This window comes from Aliiglaciecola litoralis (assembly GCF_039523355.1).
GTDB classification, from domain to species: domain Bacteria; phylum Pseudomonadota; class Gammaproteobacteria; order Enterobacterales; family Alteromonadaceae; genus Aliiglaciecola; species Aliiglaciecola litoralis.
The window spans coordinates 338,325-360,079 of the sequence record NZ_BAAAFD010000002.1 but is presented as its reverse complement, the minus strand read 5'-3'; the positions used below and the strand labels follow the sequence as shown (position 1 = coordinate 360,079).

The 21,755-nt window shown below is 43.4% G+C and carries 22 protein-coding genes and 1 pseudogene; 17 read left to right on the top strand and 6 right to left on the bottom strand.

Translation table 11 applies throughout. From position 1 onward, the window contains the following. Window positions 1-6: 6 nt before the first annotated feature. Together ABD036_RS05285 and gorA are read right to left on the bottom strand one after the other, a co-directional pair. Entirely contained in the window at window positions 7-1,908 is a 1,902-nt protein-coding gene (locus tag ABD036_RS05285) for an ABC transporter substrate-binding protein (RefSeq protein ID WP_343857231.1), read from the bottom strand. Between the two features lie 225 nt (window positions 1,909-2,133). Next, window positions 2,134-3,483 (bottom strand): glutathione-disulfide reductase, encoded by a 1,350-nt coding sequence (gorA, locus tag ABD036_RS05280; protein WP_343857229.1) that lies wholly within the window; start codon window positions 3,481-3,483, stop codon window positions 2,134-2,136. Window positions 3,484-3,766: 283 nt separating this feature from the next. Here gorA and prlC point away from each other — a divergent pair, with 283 nt between their 5' ends. From prlC to ubiB, 5 genes are all read left to right on the top strand, one after another. Beyond that, a complete protein-coding gene (gene prlC / locus ABD036_RS05275; RefSeq protein WP_343857227.1) occupies window positions 3,767-5,824 on the top strand; it encodes an oligopeptidase A in 2,058 nt (685 codons plus the stop codon). Window positions 5,825-5,861: 37 nt separating this feature from the next. Next, window positions 5,862-6,575 carry a DNA-3-methyladenine glycosylase I gene (locus tag ABD036_RS05270; RefSeq protein WP_343857225.1) on the top strand — a complete coding sequence of 238 codons (714 nt, stop codon included), beginning with the start codon at window positions 5,862-5,864 and terminating at the stop codon, window positions 6,573-6,575. A gap of 136 nt (window positions 6,576-6,711) precedes the next feature. After that, window positions 6,712-7,548 carry a bifunctional demethylmenaquinone methyltransferase/2-methoxy-6-polyprenyl-1,4-benzoquinol methylase UbiE gene (gene ubiE, locus ABD036_RS05265; RefSeq protein ID WP_343857223.1) on the top strand — a complete coding sequence of 279 codons (837 nt, stop codon included), beginning with the start codon at window positions 6,712-6,714 and terminating at the stop codon, window positions 7,546-7,548. Then, window positions 7,548-8,195: a ubiquinone biosynthesis accessory factor UbiJ gene (locus ABD036_RS05260; RefSeq protein WP_343857221.1), complete on the top strand. Its 648-nt coding sequence runs from the start codon at window positions 7,548-7,550 to the stop codon at window positions 8,193-8,195. The genes ubiE and ABD036_RS05260 overlap by 1 nt, the downstream gene beginning before the upstream one ends. A 1-nt stretch (window position 8,196) precedes the next feature. Further along, window positions 8,197-9,822, top strand: coding sequence for a ubiquinone biosynthesis regulatory protein kinase UbiB (ubiB, locus tag ABD036_RS05255; RefSeq protein WP_343857219.1), 1,626 nt, complete (start codon window positions 8,197-8,199; stop codon window positions 9,820-9,822). A 102-nt stretch (window positions 9,823-9,924) separates the two neighbouring features. Here the strand turns inward: ubiB and ABD036_RS05250 are convergent, their stop codons facing one another. From ABD036_RS05250 to ABD036_RS05240, 3 genes and pseudogenes are all read right to left on the bottom strand, one after another. Then, window positions 9,925-10,767, bottom strand: coding sequence for a pirin family protein (locus ABD036_RS05250; RefSeq protein WP_343857217.1), 843 nt, complete (start codon window positions 10,765-10,767; stop codon window positions 9,925-9,927). Between the two features lie 10 nt (window positions 10,768-10,777). Beyond that, a pseudogene (locus ABD036_RS05245) lies at window positions 10,778-11,092 on the bottom strand (glutathione S-transferase family protein); the annotation flags it as partial. Between the two features lie 109 nt (window positions 11,093-11,201). Next, window positions 11,202-12,119, bottom strand: coding sequence for a hypothetical protein (locus ABD036_RS05240; RefSeq protein WP_343857214.1), 918 nt, complete (start codon window positions 12,117-12,119; stop codon window positions 11,202-11,204). Window positions 12,120-12,237: 118 nt separating this feature from the next. Here ABD036_RS05240 and tatA point away from each other — a divergent pair, with 118 nt between their 5' ends. The 7 genes from tatA to hemB are packed head-to-tail and all read left to right on the top strand — an operon-like array spanning window position 12,238 to window position 17,906. Then, window positions 12,238-12,504, top strand: coding sequence for a twin-arginine translocase TatA/TatE family subunit (gene tatA, locus ABD036_RS05235; RefSeq protein WP_343857212.1), 267 nt, complete (start codon window positions 12,238-12,240; stop codon window positions 12,502-12,504). Between the two features lie 21 nt (window positions 12,505-12,525). Next, a complete protein-coding gene (gene tatB / locus ABD036_RS05230) occupies window positions 12,526-12,879 on the top strand; it encodes a Sec-independent protein translocase protein TatB (protein ID WP_343857210.1) in 354 nt (117 codons plus the stop codon). Beyond that, window positions 12,879-13,622 carry a twin-arginine translocase subunit TatC gene (gene tatC, locus ABD036_RS05225; RefSeq protein WP_343857208.1) on the top strand — a complete coding sequence of 248 codons (744 nt, stop codon included), beginning with the start codon at window positions 12,879-12,881 and terminating at the stop codon, window positions 13,620-13,622. Before tatB ends, tatC begins: the two co-directional genes overlap by 1 nt. Beyond that, entirely contained in the window at window positions 13,619-14,194 is a 576-nt protein-coding gene (locus ABD036_RS05220) for a hypothetical protein (RefSeq protein WP_343857206.1), read from the top strand. Before tatC ends, ABD036_RS05220 begins: the two co-directional genes overlap by 4 nt. A 2-nt stretch (window positions 14,195-14,196) precedes the next feature. Further along, entirely contained in the window at window positions 14,197-14,994 is a 798-nt protein-coding gene (locus ABD036_RS05215; protein WP_343857204.1) for a TatD family hydrolase, read from the top strand. Further along, window positions 14,984-16,882 carry a sensor domain-containing diguanylate cyclase gene (locus tag ABD036_RS05210; protein WP_343857202.1) on the top strand — a complete coding sequence of 633 codons (1,899 nt, stop codon included), beginning with the start codon at window positions 14,984-14,986 and terminating at the stop codon, window positions 16,880-16,882. Before ABD036_RS05215 ends, ABD036_RS05210 begins: the two co-directional genes overlap by 11 nt. A gap of 22 nt (window positions 16,883-16,904) precedes the next feature. Beyond that, entirely contained in the window at window positions 16,905-17,906 is a 1,002-nt protein-coding gene (gene hemB, locus ABD036_RS05205) for a porphobilinogen synthase (RefSeq protein WP_343857199.1), read from the top strand. Between the two features lie 74 nt (window positions 17,907-17,980). On the opposite strand, the gene ABD036_RS05200 is transcribed toward hemB, so the two are convergent. Then, entirely contained in the window at window positions 17,981-19,192 is a 1,212-nt protein-coding gene (locus ABD036_RS05200) for an MFS transporter (protein WP_343857197.1), read from the bottom strand. A 229-nt stretch (window positions 19,193-19,421) separates the two neighbouring features. Here ABD036_RS05200 and ABD036_RS05195 point away from each other — a divergent pair, with 229 nt between their 5' ends. From ABD036_RS05195 to ABD036_RS05175, 5 genes are all read left to right on the top strand, one after another. Continuing rightward, a complete protein-coding gene (locus ABD036_RS05195; RefSeq protein WP_343857195.1) occupies window positions 19,422-19,598 on the top strand; it encodes a DUF1328 domain-containing protein in 177 nt (58 codons plus the stop codon). A 64-nt stretch (window positions 19,599-19,662) separates the two neighbouring features. Continuing rightward, window positions 19,663-19,839, top strand: coding sequence for a DUF1328 domain-containing protein (locus ABD036_RS05190; RefSeq protein ID WP_343857192.1), 177 nt, complete (start codon window positions 19,663-19,665; stop codon window positions 19,837-19,839). 56 nt (window positions 19,840-19,895) lie between these two features. Beyond that, on the top strand, window positions 19,896-20,144 hold the full coding sequence (locus ABD036_RS05185) for a hypothetical protein (RefSeq protein WP_343857190.1): 249 nt from the start codon (window positions 19,896-19,898) through the stop codon (window positions 20,142-20,144). 59 nt (window positions 20,145-20,203) lie between these two features. Beyond that, window positions 20,204-20,386: a hypothetical protein gene (locus tag ABD036_RS05180; protein WP_343857189.1), complete on the top strand. Its 183-nt coding sequence runs from the start codon at window positions 20,204-20,206 to the stop codon at window positions 20,384-20,386. Window positions 20,387-20,410: 24 nt separating this feature from the next. Further along, window positions 20,411-21,730, top strand: a complete 1,320-nt coding sequence (locus tag ABD036_RS05175; protein ID WP_343857187.1) for a DUF2254 domain-containing protein — start codon at window positions 20,411-20,413, stop codon at window positions 21,728-21,730. Window positions 21,731-21,755 lie beyond the last annotated feature (25 nt).

Below are 21,755 nucleotides of genomic sequence, written 5' to 3'. Positions count from 1 at the left end.
TAATAATTACTGCGAATCTGGCAGCACACCTATTCCAAACTCGGCGGTAATGGCCTTGTAATCAATTGTTTTTTTGAACTGTTTTATCGCATTGTTAACCTTGTCGACCAAATCAATATGTTTGTTGGCTAAATAGTGATGCCCTGGAATACGTTGTAATGTTTCAAAACAAAAGGAGTCAAGTTTATCCCTTTTGTTGTACAAGTCGGTTTCAAACACGAGTAGGTGACTAAATTCACCAGAATACAGTCCTGTCCACGCTTCAACCAGCGTAGTCAGCGTCGTAGACTCAGGTTTAAGCTGTTTAGCAACGGTGGAAAAAATGTGGGCGTCAACGCCATAAGCCAAGGAAGAGCCTGGGGGAAGTTTAGTGCCATCCAGTTCGCAAGATTGACCTTGTCCACCAACCAAATACAAACGCGCATGAATAATCGGCTCAGGTACTTTAATTGCCACTAAGTTCAATTGTGGGATATTCACCACTCTAACCAAGTCTCCATCGGCACCAAATCCCAGTGATTTGATCACGGCCTCAGAGCTGGCAAAACGACTGATAACGGTTTTATAACCTAATGAATCGTATACGCTATCCATTATGCGCGAGAAATAATACGTTCCTTTACCAGGTAACGATGAAAAATTCATCAGTCTTTCATCATCTACCATATCCACTGATGCCTGTGTATTTGACATTTGAATACGGGTTTGAATTTCAGCAATTGAATCAGTATTACCGTTGCGAATATCAGTAATAATCGCATTGGCCCACGCTTGGGATATGTTTGGCTCTGCGTCTCGATTAAAATAATGTACCAGTTGGGTGGCATTTTGTATTTGCATTTGTGCCTGAGAAACTCGCGTTGATAAGGTTTCTTTTTGCACCGGTTGTTTGCTGACTGACAACCAGCCTAAATCATCGGCTAAGGAATCTACTGCCATGTAGCTCACTAAAAATTGCATTAGTTTGGAAACTTGAGCATGCTGGTTAGTGGAAGAGGGGATAATTAACACTTCCATGGGAACGACTGCGATGTCGTCATGTCCGCGTTGGAAATTTGGGAAAGGAAAAAAACCAATGTTAGCGTCATCTATTTGTTTAATTTGCTGCTCTACAAATTGACCACTTAAGGTCATCGCCGCTTGTTTTCTCTCTACCGCAGGTATGATTTGTTGCCACCGCCAAGAATGTTCAGGTGCGAAAAATAGATCGTTTGATACCAAATACCTAAAAACATCTATTAAGGAATTAAAGTCGGCTTGGTTTCCTGTTTCTCCAGTTATAATTGCATCTCTAAAATTGGTTCCTGCAATTTTCACCGACAAATAGTCGAGCCATGCAAGCGTAGGCCATGAATCGGCAGTGGCCTGAATTAGTGGCGTGACGCCGCTTTGTTGCAAGCGTTGGTTCAATAGTTTGAATTCATCCCAAGTATTTGGAGGGGAAAGTTCAAGTTGCTTAAAAATACTTTTGTTGTAGTAAAAGCCCCAAATATAGTGTCCTAACGGTAAGGCGTAGATATGATTTTGATATCTCACTGCATCCAATGCACTGGCCAGATATTGTTGTTCTATTTCGTCTACGTTTATAAATTCAGAAAGTGGCACTATCTCTTGGTTTGCCACTAACTTATTCAGGCGCTGACCGGCTCGGCCATAAAGCACATCGTAGTTACCTAGCTCAATCCATCCTGGCAGTTTCTTTTTAAAATTAACGTCGCTGTAAACATGGATATCAACTTTGACACCCGTTGATACTTCAAACTGAGAAATCATTTTAGTGTAAGCGAGGGTTTGTTGGTCGGTCGTACTTAAAACCGCGATTTTAAGAGGCGCATCACTAGCAGCTTCTGCTTTTAAAAAGAAGAAAGTAACTAAAAACAATAAGTAGAGGGAATATTTAGTGCGCACCTAGCATCCAGATTAGGCCTTCTATGGGGTTAAAATTTTATACTATTAACACTACACGCAGTTGTGTTTTCACGCAATCTAGACCTTTACAAAATTCAGTTAGTTTTTAAATTTTCAATTCATTTTATGCCAACTTTTTAAGCAACGCAGCAGCCTCCAGCCGCCCGACCCGCCAAGGAGGGCGGGGCTGGGTACCGATACATCATGGACGTGTTAATGACGCCTTTAAGTCAGCGTAACGAATTCTTCAGCTGAAGTGGGGTGAATCGCTACACACGCATCGAAATCAGCCTTAGTCGCGCCCATTTTCATGGCAACGGCAAAGCCCTGCAATATTTCATCCATCGCGAAGCCAATTCCGTGAATACCAACCACTTTCTGCTCTTTGCCTGCGCAGATGAGTTTCATCTTGGTAGCTTGACGATGAATGGTAACAGCAGTGTACATGGCAGCAAAACTTGAGTTGTATACTTTGATGTTTTCTTCACCGTACTTGGCAATTGCTTGCGGCTCAGTGAGCCCCATTGTGCCTATGGGCGGGTGGCTAAACACCACTGTTGGGATCAAGTCGTAATCCATATGTGCGTCATGCTGACCATTGAATAAACGCTCTGATAACAAACGTCCCGCTTTAACCGCTACAGGAGTGAGCTCCACTTTGCCGATACAATCGCCAACGGCATACACATTGTCTACATTAGTATTTTGATATTTATCGACCTTGATATAGCCTTTATCATCTCGCTCAACACCAATGTTTTCTAGCCCAATATTATCGTTTGCCGGTGCACGCCCTATAGCCCAAACTAAGCAGTCGGTTTCAATCTGTTCACCGCTAGTCATGATCACACACAAGCTGCCATCGTCTTGTTTCTCAACTTGTTTAATCACATGGTGGGTATGTAATGTCATTCCTTCGGTGCGGATAATCTCGGTCAATGTCTCACTCAACATGGGGTCAAAACTTCGCAACGGTGCATTCTTTCTCACGAGAAGATGGGTTTCGCTGCCTAAACTGTGCATCACACCGGCTAATTCTACGGCGATATAGCCTGCTCCAGCGACGACAACGCGCTTTGGTTGTTCTTTAAGATCGAAAAAACCGTCTGAGTCGATGCCATACTCTGCACCAGGTACATTGCCTATTTTAGGACGACCACCCGTAGCGATAAGAATGTGATCAGCGGTGATTTTTTCGCCGTTAACTTCAACGGTATTTTTGTCGACAAAAGTGGCAAACCCTCTTATCAGGGTAATGTTATTGTTAGTAAACACTCTTCCATAGGAACCGTGAATTCGCTCAATATAAGCGTCTCTGCTGGCAATGAGTTTTTTCCAGTCAAAATTATTCACGGTGACATCAAAACCATAATCGGGCGCATATTTGTGGATGGCTTCTGCCACTTGCGCACCATACCACATGGCTTTTTTGGGCACACAGCCCACATTTACACATGTGCCACCAATTTCATTGGCTTCAATGATGGCTACTTTTTTACCATATTTTGCTGCTCGATTCGCAGAAGCAATACCACCACTACCTGCGCCAATACATATGTAATCAAAATCTGCCATTCTTTATCCTATCGTTGAACTTGTTTTATGAGGTGGACAAAAGCCATCCTGCTAGTCGTTAAAAATTTGCTGTCTAAGCATAAATCACTTTATTGGGATTCACACGCTAACATTGTTAGAACGTGTTTAAGCTAAGGTTGTTTCAATGGATCACAATTCAAGCTTAGTTCAGGAAAGTTTTTAGTTAGGGGAAGCGCTAATTTTCTCAACCTATCACTTGTAATTCGGTCTTTTCGGCCTTACCTACGTATACACAGCCAAGTATTAAAATGGAAATCTATTTATGGGTCAATCAGCCAAGCATGACATTTCACAGTCGGATATCACTGCGTTACCGCAATTTTCGAAAATTAAAGTTGAAGACATTGTAGAGTCAATAGACAGCGCAATTCAACGTTGTAAAAATGTCATTGATGAAGCGGTGAAACAAAGTGACATTAGCTGGGCTAGCGTCATTGCACCCATAGACGATGTGGATGATGAGTTGAGTCGTCTCTGGTCTCCGGTCTCACATATGAATTCGGTAGTCAGTAACGATGACCTGCGAGAGGCCCACGATGCCTGCTTACCGTTGCTTTCCGATTACAGTACGTGGGTAGGTCAACATCAAGGGCTGTTTAATGCCTATCAGCATATAAAGCAAAGCCAAGAATTTAGCCAATTGAACCAAGCCCAGCAAAAAGTGATTGATAATGGTATTCGCGATTTCACTTTATCTGGCGTGGCGTTGCCTGACGATAAAAAGCAACGATATGGTGAGATTCAGAGCAAATTATCAGCGCTGTCTTCTCAGTTCAGCAATCAGGTGATGGATGCTACCTTGGCGTGGCAAAAACATATTACAGATGATTCCTTGTTAGCTGGGTTACCCGAATCTGCTATGGCTGCAGCTAAGCAGTTGGCAAGCAGCAAATCTTTAGAGGGTTGGTTATTTACCTTAGATATACCGAGTTATTTACCGGTTATGACCTATGCCGACAATCGTCAATTGCGAGAAGAAATGTACGTTGCTTATGCGACACGAGCTTCTGAAAATGGCCCCAATGCGGGCAAGTTTGATAATACGCAAATTATTGAAGAAACGCTGGCATTGCGTCATGAAGTAGCCAATTTACTCGACTTTGAAAACTACGCTGAGCGCTCCATTGCAACCAAAATGGCGAATTCAACCGCTCAAGTCACCACCTTTTTGCAAGATCTAGCCAAACGCTCTAAACCTCAAGCTCAGCAAGATCTGGCTGAATTAAGGGAGTTTGCTGAACAGCAGTACCAGATTAGCGATTTGCAAGCTTGGGATCTGGCTTATTACAGTGAGAAACTCAAGCAACAGCGATATGCGGTATCTGACGAGCAGCTGCGACCTTATTTTCCAGAGCCTAGAGTGGTGGAAGGTTTATTCAAGGTTGTGAAGCAATTGTACCGTGTCGATATTATCCAGCGCGATGACGTTGATGTGTGGCACCCAGATGCTAAATATTTTGACATTGTCGATCATACTGGCCAACTTCGAGGCAGTTTTTATTTAGATTTGTATGCTCGTGAGCACAAACGCGGTGGCGCTTGGATGGACGAATGTCAGGTACGAAGAAAACGCGCCGATGGCAGCATGCAATATCCGGTGGCTTATCTAACTTGCAATTTTAATGGGCCAGTAGATGGCAAGCCTGCGCTCTTTACTCATGACGAAGTGATCACCTTATTTCACGAGTTCGGTCACGGTATTCATCACATGTTGACCAAGATTGATGTGGCAGGTGTGTCCGGTATTAATGGTGTACCTTGGGATGCAGTAGAGCTCCCTAGTCAGTTTCTTGAAAATTGGTGTTGGCAACCTGAAGCCCTTGCGTTTATCTCTGGTCACTATGAAACTGGCGAGCCATTGCCGCAAGACTTACTTGACAAGATGCTGGCTGCGCGGAATTTCCAATCGGCAATGCAGATGCTCAGACAGCTAGAATTTAGCTTATTTGACTTCACCTTGCACGAGCAATATCAAACAGGGCAATCGGCCAATGTGCAATCCGTATTGGACAAGGTTCGAGCCGAAGTATCAGTATTGATCCCGCCTAGTTTCAATCGATTCCAAAATAGTTTCAGTCATATTTTTGCCGGTGGCTATGCGGCGGGATATTACAGTTACAAATGGGCCGAAGTATTGAGTTCTGATGCCTTTGGGCGCTTCGAAGAGGAAGGGATTTTTAATCAACAGGTTGGCGCTGATTTCTTGCAGCACATTCTTGAGATGGGTGGCAGCAAAGAGCCGATGGACTTGTTTGTGGCATTTAGAGGCAGAGAGCCAAATGTGGATGCCCTATTGCGCCATTCAGGCATAGCCGCGTAATAGGTATTCGTTTTTCATATATTAAAAGAGATCTAACATGGGCGAGCTAGAAAGTTTTGAACAGATCTATCAACGAGCTTGTGAGCGTAAAGGCGGCCCGAAGAAATTAGCTGCGCTGCTGGGTAAGCCGCTACCGCCCTCACAACTTGAAAAAGTGGGGGATGATAGATTTCTAGCTGAGTTTACTAAAAAAGTATTTCAATCTGGTTTTGTGTGGCGCGTGGTTAGGGATAAATGGCCGGACTTTGAGCGAGTCTTTTTTAACTTTGATATCGACAAAATATTGTTAATGCCAGATGAGATGGTGGAAAAGAAGGCCCAAGACCCAAGTATTATTCGTAATTACAATAAGGTGAAAACCATTCGTGAAAATGCCTTGATGATAGAGTCTGTTCGTCAACAACATGGCAGTTTCGCAAAATTTGTCGCCAACTGGCCTTCGCACGATATTATCGGGTTGTGGGCTTATCTTAAGCAACATGGTGCCAGGCTCGGTGGAAACACCGGTGCGTATGGATTGCGAGCTGTCGGCAAAGACACCTTCTTATTGAGCCGCGATACCGTATCCTACTTTGCACAAAGAGGGATCATTTCAGGCTCAGCAACATCAAAGCGCAGCCACAAAGCCATCCAAGACGCTTTCAATGAATTGCATAAACAAAGCAATCGCTCTTATCAGGAGTTGAGTCAAATCATGTCAATGAGTGTGGGTGATAATCACATTCAAGCGGATTCTCACAACGACGAATAGAATCTGTATTAGGCATAGCAGGTTACGTGCTAATTAGGTAAACTTTAGCTAGTTCCCGAAGTCGGCTCGCACAAGCGCCGCTAAAAAATACAGCAAAGATCAACAGGCTCTAGCTAGTGCCAGAAAAGGAAATGCAATGACTAACACCCCGTCCTCGAGTTCTGATCTCAACACTCCTAAGTCAGAGCCATCATCGGTGACTGAGACATCTTCTAAACAACAATCCACTGGCACTGATCAAACACATTTTGGTTTTAAGCAAGTTGCAACTGAGCAGAAAGTGTCAATGGTGGCGGATGTTTTTCATTCCGTTGCCGCAAAATATGATGTGATGAATGACCTGATGTCTATGGGTATCCATCGATTGTGGAAACGCTTTACTATCGATTGTAGTGGCGTTCGAACTGGTCACACTATACTGGATTTAGCTGGTGGAACCGGCGATTTAGCCGCTAAGTTTTCAAAGTTGGTTGGTCCAAGTGGCAAAGTTATATTAGCGGACATTAACAATGCGATGCTAAAAGTGGGGCGTGATAAATTGCGCAATAAGGGCATTGTCGGCAATTTAGAATACGTCCAAGCCAATGCCGAAATGCTGCCGTTCCCAGACAATACCTTCGACATTATTACCATCGCCTTTGGCTTGCGCAATGTGACCGATAAAGATAAGGCATTGGCGTCAATGTATCGTGTCTTAAAACCGGGCGGTCGCTTGTTAGTGTTAGAATTTTCTAAACCTCAGAATGAGCTGCTAACGAAAGCTTACGACATGTACTCTTTCCACTTATTGCCTAAAATGGGCCAGTTGGTCGCTAACGACAGCGAAAGCTATCAATATTTGGCCGAATCTATTCGCATGCATCCGGATCAAGAAACTTTAAAGAGTATGATGGAATCGGCCGGTTTTGAGCAAACCAGCTACCACAATCTGACGGGTGGTATCGTAGCGATGCATCGCGGGTTTAAATTTTAATGCCAGCAGCTCAGCTTGCCTCCGCTGCTGTGGAAGCAGTAATTAATAGGTTGTTAGCGTTAGACGCTGATTCAGCTTCTCGACTGATCCCGCTCTCGGGTAAACGCCTCAAAGTCACTTTGGCTGAGCTACCTTGGCCACTGATATTCCATTTTTCAGATCGTATTGATATTGTCATTCCGGCGGTAGATGTAGATGAAATGTCAGATTGTAGTTTGAGTTTATCACTGGCTACATTGCAGGCACTGCAAGACAATAATCAGATAACGAGGTTGATTCAGCAAGGTAAATTGGAGCTTGAAGGCGACATACAAGTCGCACAAGGTTTTAGTCAGCTTATCTCCCAATTGGATATCGATTGGGAAGAGCAACTATCTCACTACACTGGTGACGTAGTGGCGCACAATATGTTCAGTATAGCGAGTCAATTTAAACAACATGTTAGTGGTAAAATAGCGGGTTTAGCGAAAACGCTATCGGAAGGCGCGATCGAAGAAAAACACATTGCGGCGCCAGGATTATTGGTGACTGATTTTTGTGATCAAGTCACTCGCTTACGCAGTGATACTGACAGATTAGAAGCTCGGTTAGCTAACCTTGAAGAAACCAAATTCAAGGCATCCGTTGTAGATAAGGATCACGATTAGTATGCGTGCTTTGCGACTGTACAAAATCAACCGAGTGATGTTGCAACATGGGCTAGACGAACTGATCCCGGATAAATGGTTACCTTGGTATGCCAAGCTGGGGCGGTCCTGCCAATTTTGGTTGCGTAACCAACATCCAGAAAAGCCTCTTGGGGAGCGCATTCGACTGGCACTGCAAACCTTGGGGCCAGTATTTATTAAATTCGGCCAAATGTTATCTACCAGACGCGATCTGTTGCCTCCTGACATTGCCGATGAGCTGGCTATTTTACAAGATAAGGTCAAGCCATTTGCAAGCGACATCGCTATCGAGATTATTACCTCTTCATTAAAAATTAACGATGTCAGCGAGTTGTTTGATGATTTTCAAGCGACGCCTCTAGCGTCTGCCTCTATTGCTCAAGTGCACAGTGCGAGGCTAAAAACCAATCAACAAGAAGTCATCATTAAGGTTATTCGACCTGATATTGCTGACACCATTCACGCCGATATTGAACTCATGCAAGCGCTCGCTTATGCGGTACAAAAATTATTGCCTGATGGTAAACGTTTGCGCCCAGTTGAAGTCGTTGAAGAATACCGAAAAACCATAATCGAAGAGTTAGACTTGTTGCGCGAAGCGGCCAACGGTATTCAATTACGACGTAACTTTGAGCAATCTGATTCACTGTATATTCCGGAAATATACAGTGATTATTGCACTAAGAATGTCATGGTTATGGAACGTATTTATGGTATCCATATTTCTGATATAGCGGCATTAGAAGCACAAAACACCAATATGAAATTACTCGCTGAACGCGGTGTGGAAGTGTTTTTTACGCAGGTGTTTCGTGACAGTTTTTTCCACGCAGATATGCATCCGGGTAATATATTCGTATCCAAGGAAAATCCTCAGAGTCCTAAGTATATCGCGATTGATTTTGGCATTGTGGGAACGCTTAATCGCGACGACAAGCGTTATCTTGCGGAAAACTTCATTGCATTTTTTAATCGAGATTACCGTAAAGTCGCCGAGTTGCATGTGGACTCGGGTTGGGTGCCCGCAGACACCGACATTGAAGCTTTTGAAGTGGCTATAAGAACCGTGTGCGAGCCAATATTTCAAAAGCCGCTGGCGGAGATCTCATTCAGTAATGTGCTGTTGCAGCTGTTTAATACAGCGCGAAGATTCAATATGGTTGTGCAGCCGCAACTGGTTTTGTTGCAAAAAACCTTACTTTATATCGAAGGGTTGGGACGCCTACTGTACCCTCAACTCGATCTTTGGCAAACCGCAAAACCGTTTTTGGAGCGATGGATGAAAGAGCAAATAGGTTTTACTGCGATGATGAAAAAAGTCAACGCTAACCTCCCTTTTTGGTCTGAAAAGTTGCCTGAAATGCCCGATTTAATTTACGACAGCCTTAAGCAGGTTAAACAACTGCCAGCATTGCAACAAAAGCATTTCGAACAGCAACAAGCGCAGCATGCTAATGCGCAGAAAAATGTATTCTTAGTTCTGACCGGAGCCACCCTGTTAATTTTAGCGGCTATTCTGCCTCTATATCTTACGTCTTACGTTCCCAGTGCAGGGCTGTCGTTCATTGGCTGCACGGCTTGGTTGGTTGCTTGGATAAGGCAATAAAAACGCCGCAGCGCACCAACACTGCTTCATCAAAAGCCTGTTTCGTTAACAATGAACGTCAGTAGGCCACACTTTGGAAGCACTTTAGCCCATGGCGCTTTATTAAATCGTTAGCCTACCGGCTTGAAAATCTGCTATTGCTTGCTGAATTTGCGCTTCAGTGTTCATCACAAATGGGCCGTATTGCACTATGGGTTCATTCAGCGGAGCGGCGGCAACCACAATGCATTTGGCGTTGCTACCCCCCTTGATGACCACGCGCTGGCCGTTTGACAACACCGCTAATTGACCTTTCTCAAAGGGTTGTCCGGATATTTCAACTTGCTGTTGATAACAATATACAAAGCCGTTGTGCTCACTCGGAAGGGGAATCGTGATTTCGTCATCATCGTTAAAGGTGATATCGAGAAACAGTGGCTCAACCGTTTGAGTTGATACTGGGCCTGTTTGTCCTAAGTAGTGGCCGGCGAGCAGTTTTACTTCAGTGTTAGCATTTATGATAACAGGCACTTGATCCGCTTGAATATCTTGATAATCCGGAGGCGACATTTTTTCGCTAGCGGGTAAGTTCACCCACAATTGAAATCCGTGCAAGGGCTTATCACTGTGTTGTGGCATTTCTTCATGAATGATGCCTTTACCGGCATTCATCCATTGTATACCGCCTTTTTCAATAACACCGTGATTGCCTTCGGAGTCTTTGTGCTGCATTTTTCCTTCTAGCATATAGGTTACGGTTTGAAATCCACGGTGAGGATGGGATGGAAAACCAGCCAAGTAATCGTTAGGATCATCTGCGCCGAATTCATCTAGCATCAAAAAAGGATCTAAATGGCGCAATGCCGACTGCCCGATTACGCGTTTTAACTTCACCCCAGCACCGTCTTGCGTAGAAGAAGCCGACACTACCTTAACGATGGTCCTAGTGTTCAATTGGCTATCCATTTAACTCAACTCCGAACAGCTTATCGGCAGATACATCAGGAACCTTGCCGAATTCCCAACCATTTTCAAGCATATCGGGCGACACTATCGAGACGTCAATATGCTCATCTAGGCCTTTGAGTTTACGGAAAATTAACGTTCGGTGAGCCCAAGGACAAGCCAAGGATACGTACAGGTGATAACGGGCAGATTCAGCTTGATAGCGGCCACCCGTCTCATCAGAAACAGTATTTCTGAATTGGGAACCCTGCCTTTCAAATTTACCGCCACTTGAATCAGTGTCGTACCTTTTGTCTCGCCATTTGCTATCTACCAACAAGCCCAAATTCATCTCCAAAGTGCTAATACAAAGATAAATACTGGAAAACCGGCTTTAGAGTTCATATTGACGCTAAGTTACAATGAGTAACGCACCCGAGAATTCGGATTAAGCGTTATCTCTCGCCGAAAAAGCCCTCGATTCTTAAAGCGATACCAAAAGAAGCTGAAAAATTCTCGTCTCGACGCCATAAAATAAACGGCTCAATATCGTAAAAAAGCCATTCTCTTTGGGTGTTTCTGCGAAATTTGACACTGAGTAAATATTCTTCGAGACGGTAGTTCGGTCGGCTTAACCCTTCTATATAATATCCGTAGACAACCGCCGTGCGATCATTAATTTGTTGCAGTGCTTGCCAGCTATGCTGCCACAACCAATCTTTCGATTTATCTCTAAAATAAAATCGATTTTCAAAACGCAGTAACATCTCTTTGGAATAATCGTAATCCAGCCCTAAGCCTAGATCGCTGCCAAATCCATCTCTATTGTAATAATAGATAGAGGCATCGTAGCGTAAATTTAAATCTGGCAAGATATTTGCGGTGTCGCGGTAGCGAGACTTTGCGAAATACTGAAAACGGCGACCAAAACCAAGACGATGGGATAAGCCGCTATCAGGTTTATTTTTATAACGCAGTGCTAGTGAGAAATTGTCTTGGCGATTGATGTCATTGACACGTCCAGCTCGCACCTTGTCATCAGGATTATCTTCATAGTCAGATAAAATCAGGTCGACTCTGTTTTTTAAGTTGGGTAATTTGACTCTGACTTTGAGTTTAGCCTCAAACTCATTTAATTCTCGTGAACGCGGCTCCCACCCCAATCGTAGCCGGACCTCACCTAGTGCATGTTGATCTTCTTGTTTATTTGCTTTAGCAAAAAAGTTATCAAACCACTGAGCACTATCCATAACAGACTCTGAGATACTCTTATGCATAGTATCTATCCAAACCTCATCATTTTCTTGCCCTTGTGATGCACTTGAGAACAATAAAAATGATAAACTAACTGCAAATATTCCGGTTTTTCGCAAACTTCAGGCTCCAATTCTTGTCAACAAATCATGCTCTTTTTTTTGCTTCGTATCAAATCCAGTGACGTTTTCGATTTGCTACGTATAATAGCCTTACAAAATAGTCAGGAGTACAAAGATGGGAAACATCGGTTGGGCACAATTACTTATCGTATTGGTCATCGTTTTATTATTATTTGGCACTAAGAAACTTCGCTCTTTAGGCGGTGACTTAGGCTCGGCAGTTAAAGGATTCAAAAAAGCAATATCAGATAAAGATGCCGATTTTGAAGAAGATGCTAGCAAAGATGTCAGTAAAGAAGCCAGTAAAAAAGTCGAAGACAAAACAGAACAATCAACCACGCAACAGACAGAGACCATAAAACAGTCTCAGAAGTCAGAATAATGAACGCGAAAAACGGTTTTTATGTTTGATATTGGTTTTTTAGAAATCCTGGTAGTGGGAGTTCTCGCACTTTTAGTGTTAGGTCCTGAACGTCTACCAGGTGCGATGCGCAGCGCTGCGAAAACCTTTAGGAGTATTCGCGGCATGGCATCGGGCTTCAAACAAGAAGTCGAAGAACAGCTTCGGGTTCATGAATTGCATGAAAATTTAAAAAAAGCTGAGCAGCAAAATATGCAGAATTTATCGCCTGATCTGCAAAAAGCGGTAGACGAACTGAAGTCAGCTGCTGATTCGGTGAATCAGCCTTATGTAAAAGAAAAGCCTGAAGCGGTGAGCCAAAATACGATTCAACCAAATGATAAAGAACCGTCGTAATGTCTGAGTCAAACAATATCATTTCGCATCTCATTGAGTTGCGTGGACGCATACTTAAAGCATTGCTCAGTATATTGGTACTTTTTGTGCCATTGGCTTTTTTTGCTCAAGATCTCTATCACTTGTTGGCAACTCCGCTGCTTGATGCCATGCCTGCAAACGCACAAATGATTGCAACAGATGTAGCGGCGCCATTTTTTGCCCCCTTCAAACTCACCTTGGTATTGGCGTTCTTTTTGGCCATTCCCTTTGTGCTTTATCAGATTTGGGGGTTTGTCGCGCCAGGATTGTATCGTAACGAAAAGCGTTTGATCGCCCCTTTGTTATTGTCCAGTACTTTGCTGTTCTACGGCGGCGTGGCGTTCGCTTATTTCGTGGTGTTTCCAGTGATATTTGCATTTTTTGCCGGTATCGAGATCACCGGTGTTGCCTTTGCTACTGACATTAGCAGCTATCTAAATTTTGTACTTAAGCTGTTTTTTGCCTTTGGTATGGCATTTGAAATTCCCGTGGCGATAGTACTCATGTGCTGGACTGGAATGACCGATGCCGATAGCCTTAGAGCTAAACGTCCCTATGTAGTTGTGGGTGCCTTTGTGGTGGGCATGTTATTAACACCACCCGACATTATCTCTCAATCTCTATTGGCAGTGCCTATGCTGATTTTATTTGAAATTGGCATTTTGATTGGAAGTTTGTATTCGCGTAAATCAGAAGAAGAAGAAAATCAGGAAGTTTCATGAAAATAACAAAATCTCTTTTAGTGTCATTTATTCTGCTTTCAGGTGTGTCCACATCCGGTGTACATGCTGAAACGGTCGCTCAGGCACTAAAAAAATGCGGTCAGGTACAAAACAGCCTCAAACGATTAGTATGTTATGACCAAATCGTCAATAATATGAATCGTTATGGTGATCTAGATGAATTAATGCAGGTCCGCGCTCCTCTTTCGGCAAGTGGTGTGGCGCAGCAGAGTTCATCAGCTACAAACTCACAAGCGCCAACGGAAGCTGCGGTGGCACCTGTGGCAAAAGCCCCTCAGGCTACTGCGAATGATGACTTTGGTATGGAATATAAAACCATACGTGAAAATGCCCAAGATAAAATCTATGCAACTATTGTAAAAATTGAAACCAATGCGCGTAAGAAGCGCGTATTTACCTTAGACAATGGCCATGTCTGGCGCGAGACCGAAGGAAGTTCGTTCAAAGTGGATAACAATGATCTGATTTACATTGAACGCGGAGCGATAGGATCTTTTCACTTAAGCAAAGACGATGTTAATCGTCGGATCAGAGTGAAAAGAGTTAAGTAATTTTGACGCACTGGTTTGATATTGGGGTAAATATGCCCGATAAGCGGTTACCTCTCGAAGAGGTAATCAATGGCGCTGAAGCACAAGATGTACTTGGCATCGTGTTGATCGGTACTGATGTTGAGCAAAGCCAACAAGCACTTGAATTGACCCGCGATGCTAGTGCTGTGCATTTGGCTGCTACGGCGGGGGTTCACCCGCATAATGCTAAAGACGTAAAGCAAGGCTATATTGAAGAATTACGTCAATTAGCGTCAGCGCAAAACGTGGTTGCCATCGGTGAGTGTGGGTTGGATTTTAATCGCAATTTTTCACCGGCTGATGCGCAGTTAAGGGTTTTTGAACAGCAGTTAGAATTAGCCTGTGAACTTGGTTTGCCAGTGTACTTGCATGAACGTGACGCATTTGAGCCGCAAATACGCTTGCTGAATCAATATGCTCCTCGGTTGAAAGGCGCCATCGTGCATTGTTTCACTGGCAGCAAACAACAAGCGGAAGCTTATCTGCAACTGGGTTTTTCAATCGGTATCACGGGGTGGGTTTGCGACCCAAAACGCGGCGATGCGTTAAGAGAAGCTCTGTCGGTGATACCATTGGACAGATTATTACTTGAGACCGATGCACCTTATTTAATGCCGAAAACCTTAAAAACTAAGTCACGAAATAATCAACCTGCAAATCTACCGCATATTGCTCAGGAAGTTGCAGCAATTAAAAAAGTCGACATTCAGTACTTGAAGCAATGTTGTTGGCGAAATAGTATTAATTTTTTTGAGTTGGAGTCTGATTTTGCAGGTTAATGGGCAAACTGTCCGATTTAATCAAACCTGGTCAGTTGCGCTGGTTTGTATTTTTGCATTGTTGTGTATCTTTGCTATTTCTCAGGTAAGCAGTGATAGCAATCCACTGTATGGTATTGACCAAAACACGCTGTACTTGGAAGATACTGACGGCTCGCTGACGATTGAGCAGATTCAAACGCTACCGCAACAGGAGTGGCAAAAGGAAACCGGCGAACTGCTGTCGTACGGTATGAATACCAATCCGTTTTGGTTTAAAGCCGTTATCCCAGCCCATTCCAACACGCAACCACGGATACTCGAAATTGATTATGCCATGCTCGATGAAGTCGACATCTGGTATTACCAAAATAATGTATTAATAGCTCAGTACCATGAAGGTGATAGCTATCCATTCGATACCCGTACTATTAAAAATGAGAAGCTACTTTTCCCGATTCCTCAATCTAACGCACAAATCGATTTAGTGGTACGAATTCAAACGGCTGGTACGGTTAAACTGCCCATGCGTGTTTGGGAAGAAGGTGAGTATTTAATCTATAACGGTGAGCACAATTTAATTTTAGGGCTGTTTTTTGGCTTCATGGCAGCCATGACGCTGAGTAATTTATTTTTCTTCGTTACCACCGGCTCAATCACCTTTTTAACCTACAGTCTGTACGTGGTTTCAATGGCGTTAACACTTGCCACTATGCATGGTTTGGGTTTCAAATATTTGTGGCCAGATTGGGTGTGGCTGCAAAGTCGAAGCATTGGCATTTTCGCTACTATGACGCTGTTGTTCGTCACTATCTTCAGCCAGCAATTACTCAATGTAAAAGCCTACAGTGCGCTCATGGACAAAAGTCTTAATGTCACCGCGGGCGTTTTAACGGTTGCTTTGATACTAAGTTTTGTCGTGCCGTATCACATCTTCATCAAGCTATTCTTAGTTATTCTATGTATTACAGTTACTTTGGTTTTCGCCACTGGCTTATTGTTGTGGTACAGAGGCGTCAAGGTCGCTCGATTCTATTTGCTGGCATGGTCAGCACTGCTTATTAGCGGGTTTTTATCCAGTTTTGAAAGTGCCAATATTATCAAAATGGATACTGCCGCGCATTACCTATTGATGCTAGGTGCTTCAATTGAAACTTTTATGTTAGCGTTTGCCTTGGCAATTACTTATGGCACCCAGCGAGACGAACAGTTTCGCACTCAAGAGCTTGCATTGGTTGAAGAGCGTTTGGCACGAGAGTCTCAAGATGAGGCTCTCAGACTCAAAGAAGAAGCCCAAGAAGAGCTAGAATATAAGGTTCAAGAACGCACTTTAGAGCTTGAGATTGCGCTTCGAGAATTATCTGAAACCAACAATGAATTGGAACAACAAACGCTGACAGATAGTCTCACCGGCATTCGCAATCGCAAACATTTTGACAAAAAATATCAGGCAGAGGTACGCCGCTGTCGACGCGAACAAACAGAGTTATCGATTGTCATGCTAGACATTGACCATTTTAAAAGTATCAATGATAACCACGGGCATGTCGCTGGCGATGAGGTGATCAAAGAAGTCGCTCGATTGCTGAAGCGAAATCTTAAACGTACTACGGATGATGCATGTCGCTATGGTGGCGAAGAGTTTGCTTTGATTTTGCCAAATACCGACTTGCAAGGTGCGATGGGGGTTGCTGAAAATGTCAGACAAGAAGTTGAGGCGCTGATAGTTGAGTTGGATGACTTATCGCTGAAAGTGACCTTAAGTGCCGGAGTCTCCACAACCGTGGTGACCACTGCAGAAGATGAGAAAAATTTGCTCGAAGCAGCAGATAAAGCGTTGTATCAAGCTAAACGAAATGGTCGAAATCGTGTAGAAGGTGGCCACCTGCATGCCAGAGATATCCTTTAACTGAAAACTGAGTGTAACAAATATGTCTAATCAACAATTTCCAGCATGCCGTATGCGTCGAATGCGACAGCATGATTTCACCCGAGATCTGATGGCAGAGCATAGATTGAATGTTAAAGACCTGATTTACCCCATGTTTGTCGTTGAGGGCAACAATCGTACTGAATCTATCGCATCCATGCCGGGCATCGAGCGCTTGTCGATTGATCTTTTAGTTAAAGAAGCGACAGAGCTGGCCACTCTTGGGATCCCTGCCATTGCGATTTTCCCCGTAACCCCAATGGCGTTAAAATCTGATTGTGCAAGTGAAGCGTTCAATCCCGAGGGATTGGCGCAAAAAGCCGTACGTGCTGTTAAAGCTGCAGTGCCTGAGCTCGCCATTATTACCGACGTAGCCCTAGACCCATTCACGTCACATGGTCAGGATGGGTTGATTAATGATGCAGGTTACGTGATGAATGATGAAACTTGCGAAGTATTAGTTAAACAGGCTCTGTCCCACGCAGACGCGGGGGCTGATATTGTGGCTCCTTCAGATATGATGGACGGTCGAATAGGCCTAATTAGGCAAGCTTTAGAAGATGCCGGGCACGTGAATACTTGTATCATGGCATATTCGGCCAAATATGCGTCCAGTTACTACGGCCCCTTCCGCGACGCTGTTGGCTCGGCGGGCAACATTAAAGGTGGCAATAAAAAGAACTATCAAATGGACCCGGCGAACTCAAATGAAGCGCTGCGTGAAATTGAATTGGATCTTAATGAAGGTGCAGACATGGTCATGGTCAAGCCCGGTATGCCGTATCTTGATATTGTTCGACGTTGCAAAGACACTTTTCAGGTGCCTACTTTTGCTTATCAGGTAAGCGGCGAGTACGCTATGCACAAAGCGGCGTTTGCAAATGGTTGGCTGAAAGAGGAAGACGTGATTATGGAATCATTGCTGGCTTTTAAACGAGCTGGTGCGGATGGTATTTTGACCTATTTTGCCAAGCAAGCAGCACAAATGTTGGCTTCCAAGTAGTTAATATGAACTTTGGATAATAATTGCTCGCACATCTTATCCAGAGTTCAGATTAACCTTTGAAATAGCGAAAATCAGTCGGATTCTTTTACTTCTTCGAGCAGAAAACTATGTACAAAACCTATGGCCATGAGCATTGCCATAAACAATACGATTGTGACGCCAAACTGACTGTAACAATAAGCATAGAACGCGCCTAACAACAGCAATCCAATACCCACGCAACTATTGGCTGCAGCGACATAACCGGTGCGGTTGCTTCGATCAGTAATGTCTAGCAAGTAGGTTTTCCTGCCGGTGCGGATGCCCGCATGCCCCAACGTGAGAATAAAAAACAAAATCAAACTTGCATAACTAGGTAGCTGCTCAATCCACATTCCAACACATACAGCAGCGGCAATACAAATCACTGTGGCGAATCGTAAAGTTGCTACCGCGCCCTTGTCGGAAAACACTCCCCAAACGTAAGATGAAATCAAAGATGCAAATGCTGACAAGCCTACAAAATAGGCCAGCGATGAAGCCGAGTCGTTATTGGTAGCGGCAGAAGACACCACAAAAGGCACAATAAGCGCACTGTGAAGCAGTAAGATACGACTGATAATGATGTGCCTGAGATTAGGTTCTGATCTGACAAGTTGCATAAATCCTTGCTGATCTCCTTCTTCTGCTTTTGGATCGTATTCGACATGCAAAAATAGTGAGCACAATAAGGCAATCAAAAATAACAGCCCGCCGACGATAAGTAAGCCATAAGAAATAGCTTGAGTAAGAGGTTGCTCGCTCGCTACAAAAACAATGGAAGAGAGTAATGTTAAACCGCCAGAAATGGATGAGGCCAAGCCAATTAACTTTCCTCTGCGGCCTTGCTGAATCGTCTCAGCTTGAATATCTTTCATGGTTAATGAACAAATCGCCCTGCCGCCAGCTATCGCCATTAGCAGTATCAATACTATGATGGCTAATAGGTTGTTTTGAGCAGCAATGATTGTCACTACCAACAATATTATGCCGATCCCCTGAATCAGAGCGCCAAGTCGCCATAAGGCTGTGCGATTGCTAAATCGATGCGCGACTTGTGTTTTTAACAACCACTGTGGCAGCAAGCTACCAGACTCTTTAATTGGCACTAGCAGTGAGATCAGCCATGAAGGCGCGCCACTGGCTGTTAAGATATAGGGCAAAGTGGTTTTGGGAGACACTAGTAAATCAGCCAGTTTCGTCAAACTGGAAATGATCAGCAATATCACAAATGGCTTTTTTGAGCGGTGCTTCTCGTTACTCACCTATTCTTCACCTCTGGTTTAATAATTCTCGTGAAAAAGTTTCTTGTGCCAGTGTAATACTTGCAATTCGCAAAGTGAGATCTTTTTCAATGAAATTTTATAGTCCATAAAAATAGCATGTAAAACAATGGGTTAACGTATTTTTTGAAACTTGGCATGCTCCAAGCATTAGTTAAACCAGACGCGTTATCTTATTAACGTAAACGATAAATAGCAAAAGGAGAAAACTATGTTAGGCTGGGCTATTACATTTTTAATCATTGCTTTAATTGCAGCTGTATTCGGGTTTGGCGGAGTTGCCGGTACGGCAGCGGGCATCGCTAAAATCATCTTTTTTATCTTTGTTGTATTACTTGTTGTATCACTGATCGCAAACGCGATTCGTGGGAAAGGTCCTGGAGTGTAAAAAACGAGTTAATCAGGTTACCAAAAAACATCAGTAATAAACAATAAGCAAGAAGGAGAACATTATGTTAGGTTGGGCAATTACATTTTTCATTATAGCACTGGTAGCTGCAGTGTTTGGCTTTGGTGGTATCGCCGGAGCAGCAGCAGGGATAGCGAAAATCATATTCTTTATTTTCGTTGTCTTACTGGTTATTTCCCTAATTGCGAATGCACTCAGGGGTCGAGGTCCAAAAGTTTAACTTTAATCTATGATTGTAAAAATAGATTAAAACTACCGTTATTCAAGGAGAAACACATGACTACATTTAATAAAACGCTTCAAATGTTGCTAATAGCGGGGTCACTTTTTGCGCTTACCGCTTGCGAGCAAAGTAACACTGAAGAAGCTGGTGATGCTATGGAACAGATGGCAGACGATGCAGGTGATGCAGTAGATGATGCTGCAGACTCGGTAGACGATGCGATGACTGATGCAGGCAATGCGGTTGAAGATGCTTGTGAAAATGTCAAAGACGGTGTGGACGCAGAAGATACAGACTGCTAATCACGGCTTTTTAAACTATGCTAAGGGCCTATCGGCCCTTTTTCTTTGTGAGAAATAGTATGAAACTTAGTTTAATTATTATCGCATTCGTGATCACGGTAGGTTTCTTCTTGGTATCTAGTGGTCTTGGTCAAGGCAGTATGCTCTACACTTTTTTAGCCTCTTTTGGATTATTTATGGTGATCATTGTGGTGGGCGTGATGTTAGCAGCCAAAAAGCAAAAAGATGACGATCAAACATAGCATTTAGCGACCCTGATCCTATAAATGAATCTCCAGACCGGTTTTAAAAAATTTTATTACACTGTCAAAACCAGTTTTTGGTTTATTCCTGTGTTGATGGTGCTTACTTCAGTATTGACTTCCATCTTATGCGTATGGATCGACCGCAGCTTAATATTGGTCGATATTACTTGGTTTAAGCATCTCTATCATCTCGATCAAGAAACGCTACGCTCTTTGGTGAATACCATTGCGGGCTCGATGATCACGGTTACCAGTATCGCATTTTCCATCACTATAGTGACCCTGACTTTAGCGTCATCACAGTTTGGACCGCGTCTTATCCGCAACTTTATGGATGATACGGGCACTCAAGTCGTACTAGGTACATTCATTGCAAATTTTAGTTTTTGCCTTGTTTTAGTGTATGTGATGAGTATGCAAGCGCATCAGAATCTGGCGCTTGGGTTTTCTATCGCATGGTGTCTTGCGGCTACCTTTATGAGTGTGTTTGTACTTATCTACTTTATCCATCATGTAGCGCGAAGTATCCAAGCGGATAACGTGGTTGACCAAGTGTATTGTGAGGTCTTAAAAGCCTTACAGCATTTATCAGATGAGCTCGATTCACCAAAGTGCTCTGACAGTAAAAAAGCAGATAACACGCTGCTCACTATGACTATCACAGCTGGCAAAAATGGTTATCTTCAGGTGCTCAATAAGGCATCATTATTGAAGCTAGCATGTGAGCACGACCTCACCATACGCTTTTCATCTCGTCCAGGAGACATGTTAGCAAAAGATATTAAAGTGGCGGAGGTTGACGCCAACTACCCAGTTAGTGAAAAAGTTATTGAAAAAATCAGAGCATTATTTATTGTCGGTAGTAAACGTACACCAATTCAAGATCCAGAATATGCCATTCATCAATTAGTCGAGATTGCAGTGCGCGCTTTATCTCCTGGCGTAAATGATCCTTACACTGCCATTTCGTGCGTCGACAAACTATCCGTCGCTTTGTGCGAACTAGCGAACGCTAAAGTGCATTCAGGGCGGTATTATGATCAGCAGAAAAATTTGAGATTGCAATGTAAAGCTCACGATTTCAATGGTCTCGCTAGTGCTGCATTTGACCAAATAAGACAGTATGCAGAAACGTCTATTGCAGTTACCATTAGGCTTGTTGAAAGTTTACAGCGCTTAGTCAGTATATCTCAAAGACAGGATGTCCATCAGTTTGCAAAGTCGCAGTTACAAGCGATTCTACAGAAAAGTAATGATCACGCTTTTGCCGAGCAAGACATGCAAGATATCAACGCTATTGTGAACCAAGTACGTAAAACATTGATATCCCATTCGGATTAATTGTTTGCTTCATTTACGTTTCTTG